The sequence below is a fragment of the Bacteroides sp. An269 genome (assembly GCF_002159755.1).
In the GTDB taxonomy this organism is placed as follows: Bacteria; Bacteroidota; Bacteroidia; order Bacteroidales; family Bacteroidaceae; genus Phocaeicola; species Phocaeicola intestinalis.
Window position 1 is genome coordinate 1 of record NZ_NFJG01000175.1, and the last position, 5,446, is coordinate 5,446.

The 5,446-nt window shown below is 43.2% G+C and carries 5 protein-coding genes, 1 tRNA gene and 1 rRNA gene; 3 read left to right on the top strand and 4 right to left on the bottom strand.

The features are described 5' to 3' along the window. Positions 1–212 precede the first annotated feature (212 nt). A tRNA-Leu gene (locus tag B5F71_RS18560) sits at positions 213–294 on the top strand. A gap of 8 nt (positions 295–302) precedes the next feature. Here B5F71_RS18560 and B5F71_RS18565 read toward each other — a convergent pair. Continuing rightward, positions 303–1,721 (bottom strand): AAA family ATPase, encoded by a 1,419-nt coding sequence (locus B5F71_RS18565; RefSeq protein WP_087213294.1) that lies wholly within the window; start codon positions 1,719–1,721, stop codon positions 303–305. Between the two features lie 100 nt (positions 1,722–1,821). Between B5F71_RS18565 and B5F71_RS18570 the strand changes: the two genes are divergently transcribed. Continuing rightward, entirely contained in the window at positions 1,822–2,649 is an 828-nt protein-coding gene (locus tag B5F71_RS18570; protein WP_087213297.1) for a DUF3822 family protein, read from the top strand. Beyond that, positions 2,640–3,173, top strand: coding sequence for an RsmD family RNA methyltransferase (locus tag B5F71_RS18575; RefSeq protein ID WP_087213300.1), 534 nt, complete (start codon positions 2,640–2,642; stop codon positions 3,171–3,173). Before B5F71_RS18570 ends, B5F71_RS18575 begins: the two co-directional genes overlap by 10 nt. On the opposite strand, the gene cls is transcribed toward B5F71_RS18575, so the two are convergent. From cls to rrf, 3 genes are all read right to left on the bottom strand, one after another. Continuing rightward, positions 3,170–4,606, bottom strand: a complete 1,437-nt coding sequence (gene cls / locus B5F71_RS18580; RefSeq protein ID WP_087213304.1) for a cardiolipin synthase — start codon at positions 4,604–4,606, stop codon at positions 3,170–3,172. The two genes, B5F71_RS18575 and cls, sit on opposite strands and share 4 nt — an antisense overlap. Before the next feature lie 9 nt (positions 4,607–4,615). Next, entirely contained in the window at positions 4,616–5,257 is a 642-nt protein-coding gene (locus B5F71_RS18585) for a MarC family protein (RefSeq protein ID WP_087213307.1), read from the bottom strand. Positions 5,258–5,361: 104 nt separating this feature from the next. Next, positions 5,362–5,446 (bottom strand): 5S ribosomal RNA (gene rrf / locus B5F71_RS18590); the annotation flags it as partial.

Below are 5,446 nucleotides of genomic sequence, written 5' to 3' on the forward strand. Positions count from 1 at the left end.
AGGAAGAAAATTAATGCCAGACCGAGAGAAAAACTCAATTTCTTGACTCCGGCTGAGGTCTTTTTCAAAAATATTTCGTAATGTTGCACTCGCTGGTTGACTCTGCCGAAATGGTTTCTATGCACCTCTGTAGTGAAATTTCACACAAAGATTTGGCGATTTCGAAAATAAGCCTTATCTTTGCACCCGCAATTCCATTTTAACATGGACATGCGCCTGTGGCGTAATTGGTAGCCGCGCCAGACTTAGGATCTGGTGTCGTGAGACGTGTAGGTTCGAGTCCTATCAGGCGCACTTCTTTTTTATTCCTTTTGGCTCTCGGGCCAGTTCACCAAATACAAAGTTCCTTTAGCACGCGTAATTGCCGTATAAAGCCAGCGGTAATAATCGGGCGAAACCATATCCTCGGTCAGATACCCCTGATCGATGAACACGTTTTGCCATTGTCCGCCCTGCGCTTTGTGGCACGTTACGGCGTATGCATACTTCACCTGCAAAGCGTTATACCACGGGTCTGCCTTTATCTTCTTCATCCGCCCCGCTTTCGTGGTAATATCCTGGTAATCTTCGAGCACGGCATGAAACAAACGGTCGGCATGCTCTTTGGGCAATGCCGGCGCATCGGTATGGAGCGTATCAAGCAGGATTTTCACCTCCAGCTCAATATCGTTGTAATCAGGAAACGCAAGAAGCACATCGGCAAAACGGAATCCATACATCTCGTGCACCCGGCGCACCCGGCGTACCACGGCTATATCCCCGTTGGCGATAAAATCCAGTTCCTTGACATCGGCTCCCCAAAAATAATTGTTCTTCGCCACCATCAGGATATCGCCCGCATTCAATTCATCCTCACGATAAAGAATCGTATTCCGTATTCCCTGGTTATAAAGGTTAGCCCGCTTGTTCGAACGGCAAATCACGATGGTTTCGTCCATTCCCTCGCGCCCATAACAGGTGTTGAGGGTCTCTATCAGTTCGCTCCCCGGCACTACACGCACATCAGGAAATCCCTCTACCCGTATGTGGGGAAGCTCTCCGGAAAACTCTTCCGCCATTTTCCGGCGCAGGCAAGTGGCATTGTACAAGATGCCCGACTCAGACTCCTGCCGGACTACTTGCGTCAGCTCCTGCTCTACGACCTCCAACCCATACCCTCTCAACACATCTGCCGAGAGTGCCGGACTCTCTTCCTCGCCTACAGGAGGCAACTGAGCGGTGTCACCCACCAACACCAACTTACACCCTTGCCCGCCATATACATATTGTATCAGGTCGTCCAGCAAGCGTCCGCTCCCGAACACGTTCCCCGACAAGCCCAGATTGGATATCATCGAGGCTTCGTCCACAATGAACAACGTGTGCTGGTGCAGATTGACATTCATCGTAAAATTATCCATCTCGTTCGAAAAGGTACGCTGGCGGTAAATACGCCGGTGGATGGTGTAAGCCGGATGTCCGGAGTGAAGCGCGAATACTTTGGCCGCCCGCCCCGTAGGAGCCAGCAATATACATTTCTGCTTCATCCCGTTGAGAGTTCTCACCAATGCACTTACCAGACTGGTTTTTCCTGTTCCGGCATATCCTTTCAACAAGAAAACGGTATCCGGTTGAGAGGAGAGAAGAAAATCAACGAACAAATTCATCGTTAATTCTTGCCCGGAAGTTGGCTTATTAAAGAAATTTTGCTTTATCTGATCCAATAATTTGATGTTCAGCATACTTATCCTATAAATTTTAGTAACTTTGTCCACTCTTAAAAACAGAAGTCATATTTTTATACACGAATATAAACCAAAAAACGCAAAAAGAAGAAAGAATATGCCAGAAAAAGATACCAACCAGACTCAACCGGAATTCCAAACTCTCTCTATCCGACTCAGTCCGGAGGGATTTTCTTTTGCAACCTATCATCCGGCAGATGCAAGCCATATCTATTTCCAGCATACCGCAGTAAACGTGCAACGTTCGATGGCAGCCAATGTAAAAGGTTTCCTGTCTCAAACTCCTGAGCTGAACGTTATATACCATCAAACCAACATCCTGATACATACTTTACGGTATACTACCGTTCCCCTCGAACTCTTCGAAGACGAACAAATGGAAATGCTTTTCTACCAAAACGTACCCAAACAGAACAATGAAATCGTTTTATGCAACATCCTGGGCAACAGTAATGTGGTAGTATTGTTCTCTATTGACAAACTAACCCACGTATTTTTGTCCGAGCATTTTCCTCGTGCACGTTTTTTTGCTACAGTAAGCCCTCAGATAGAATACTTTACCAAAGAAAGTCGTCAAAGACAAACACAGCAAATATATGCCAATATACATGCCGACAATATGGAAGTATTCTGTTTCTCTAACGGCAGATTACAACTTGCCAATACCTATCCGATAAGCACCAATGAAGACCGTTCGTATTACCTGCTGAATATCTGGAAACAATTAGACTATGATACAGAAAAAGATGAACTGCATCTCACAGGGCTTACGAAAGAGGAACTGCACGGACAAATTAGTTTCCTCCGACAATTCATCCGGAAAATATTCATAATCAACAACCCTCAGGCGGAACTCCAGCAGTCTTCCGACACTTCGCTGGAAACGATTCCGTTTGATATTCAATCTTTATTTATATGCGAGTAATCAGTGGAATCTACAAACACCGGAGGTTCGATGTGCCCCATACTTTCAAGGCTCGTCCTACTACCGATTTTGCCAAAGAAAACCTTTTCAATGTCTTAAACAATCATTTCGATTTCGAAAACAACGTAACGGCACTCGACCTGTTTGCAGGAACTGGAAGCATCAGTATTGAGCTTTTGTCAAGAGGATGCGACAAAGTCGTATCAGTAGAAAAAGACCCTCAACACTATGCCTTTATCTGCAAAATCATGAGCGATATAAAGACCGACAAATGCAAGACCATACGAGGTGACGTATTCAAATACATCAGTAAATGCAAGGAACAATTCGATTTTATCTTTGCTGACCCTCCCTACGCTTTACCGGAATTAGAAAGCATCCCAGACAAGATATTCGAATACAATCTGCTCAAACCCGACGGGCTTTTCGTTTTGGAACATGGAAAGAACCTGAACTTTGAAAGCCATCCGCACTTCACCGAACACCGGCACTATGGAAGCGTAAACTTCTCATTTTTTCACTAAAGCAAGGGAGCCAGCAAACGTACAACCGATTCGGTTATCTTATTCTTCCATGAACGCTGGCTCCATAACTTGCGCGACAAAAGCTGACAATGCTTTTGGTCGGCAAGAAACACTCCTTTCAGACGCAAAGCCATTTCAACATCATAAAAAAAGACATTCGCCTCAAAATTGTGCTCAAAACTCCGAAAATCCATATTGGTAGATCCGACCGATGAAAACTCATCATCCGACACCCATAGTTTGGAATGCAAAAAGCCCTTCCTATACAAATAAACCTTAACACCCGCGCGCATCAATTCATCCAAATAAGACAAAGACCCTTTATGAGTCAGATACGTATCCGCACGCTTAGGCAACATCACCCGTACATCCACCCCTGAAAGGGAAGCGGTCTGCAATGCCACCACCACTTCTTCTGTAGGAAGCAAATAAGGAGTCTCAATATAAAAATACCGTTTGGAAGAACACAAAGCCTTGATAAGCCCTTGCATAATGTCGTGCCAATCTCCAACCGGTTCCGAAGTTACAATCTGCGCCACCACGTTGCCTTGCCATTCCATTTTCGGAAAATACTCAGAAGAAGTAAGTAACATCCGGTCCACAACAAACCAATCAGTCAAAAATGCCGTCTGCAAACCATATACAGCCTTTCCTTTGACACACACATGCGTATCACGCCAAATCCCCCACGAAAATCCACGCAAATAACGTTCGGCGATATTCATACCTCCGATAAACCCTACTTTCCCATCAATAATCGCTATCTTCCGGTGATTCCGATAATTAACCTTACTGGTAAAACGGGGAAAACGGACTTTCAGAAAACTCTGTACCTCAATTCCCTCACACATCATCTCATCATAAAACAAAGGATTTACTTTCCAACAACCCACATCATCGTACAGCAAGCGTATTTTCACTCCTTCACGTGCTTTATCTATCAGCAAATCCCGCAACAAACGTCCTACCGAATCGTCTTCAAAAATATAAAATTGGAGATGAATGTGGTGCTTTGCCTGACCGATTTCATGCATCAATGCCTGTAACATCGCATATCCATCTGTATAAACCGCTACTTGATTTCCATCAAACGGCAAAGCACTATTGATTTTCCGGAAAAAGGATATCAATGGATTTTTATTATTCAAGTCATAAAAAGCCTCTTGCGCCTGATATTCTGCCATCGGCCTTTTGTTCAAACGTGAATAGCCTTTCTTGCTTATCAACCTTTCCCGACGTGTACTTCTTCCAAAAAAGAAATAAAACACCAATCCTACCAGCGGCAAAAAGAAAAGCACAAGTATCCACGCCATGGTTTTCACCGGATTACGATTTTCTAGAATGACTACAAATATAGTAGTCACAATCACTGCCAGATAAAGAATCCGGAATATACTCCAGAGCACTTCACTCCAAACAATCGCATCCATCATAAAAAACACTTATAAAGAAGATTGAATGATATCTATCAAAATCGGTTTCATACCGCTCACAAAACATTCCACGGCAATCACCATCAATATAAGCCCCATCAAACGCATCATCACATTATTTCCAGTTTCTCCGATAACCTTGACTAGACGAGTTGACAAACAAAGTATAATGTAAGTCAATACATAGACAATAGCAATAACAGCCACTAACGTCACTTTTAATTCCCAACTATCTGCATCACTCATCATAATAATACCATTCGCTATAGCTCCAGGACCACACAGCATCGGAATAGACAAAGGAGTAATGGAAATATCATCAGCATACGTCTTAATTTCTTCATCTTTCAACTTCGTATTAGTATAACGGGCCTGCAACATGTCATACCCAATTTTCAAAATAATAATTCCGGCAGCTATACGAAATCCATTCGTTGAAATACCAAAGAACTTAAACAAGAACTGACCAAAAAAAGTAAATGCCATCAAAATTACAAAAGAAATAATAGTGGCACGTTTCACTATGTGTTTACGTTCTTTATCCTCCAGTCCATTAGTCATTGTCAAAAATACTGGCATAGTTCCTAATGGATTAGTTAATGTAAAAAAGGAAGTAAAACAAAGTAATGCAAAAGGCAGAATTGTATCCATATTAAAATTCAATAGTAAGTCTGGGCAAATATAAGAAAATAAATGCATAATCTCAAAAAGAGAAAGGGATCCTCCCCCGACCATCAGACCGGGGAAGGATCCCAAAACGGCGGCTACCTACTCTCCCACTGTTACGCAGTACCATCGGCGTGACGAAGCTTAACTTCTCTGTTCGGAATGGGAAGAGGT

What these genes read in the sequence shown, in the direction of transcription:
- B5F71_RS18565 (WP_087213294.1), bottom strand. Translation starts at nt 1,721, where the DNA reads ATGCTGAACATCAAATTATTGGATCAGATAAAGCAAAATTTCTTTAAT.
- B5F71_RS18570 (WP_087213297.1), top strand. Translation starts at nt 1,822, where the DNA reads ATGCCAGAAAAAGATACCAACCAGACTCAACCGGAATTCCAAACTCTC.
- B5F71_RS18575 (WP_087213300.1), top strand. Translation starts at nt 2,640, where the DNA reads ATGCGAGTAATCAGTGGAATCTACAAACACCGGAGGTTCGATGTGCCC.
- cls (WP_087213304.1), bottom strand. Translation starts at nt 4,606, where the DNA reads ATGATGGATGCGATTGTTTGGAGTGAAGTGCTCTGGAGTATATTCCGG.
- B5F71_RS18585 (WP_087213307.1), bottom strand. Translation starts at nt 5,257, where the DNA reads ATGGATACAATTCTGCCTTTTGCATTACTTTGTTTTACTTCCTTTTTT.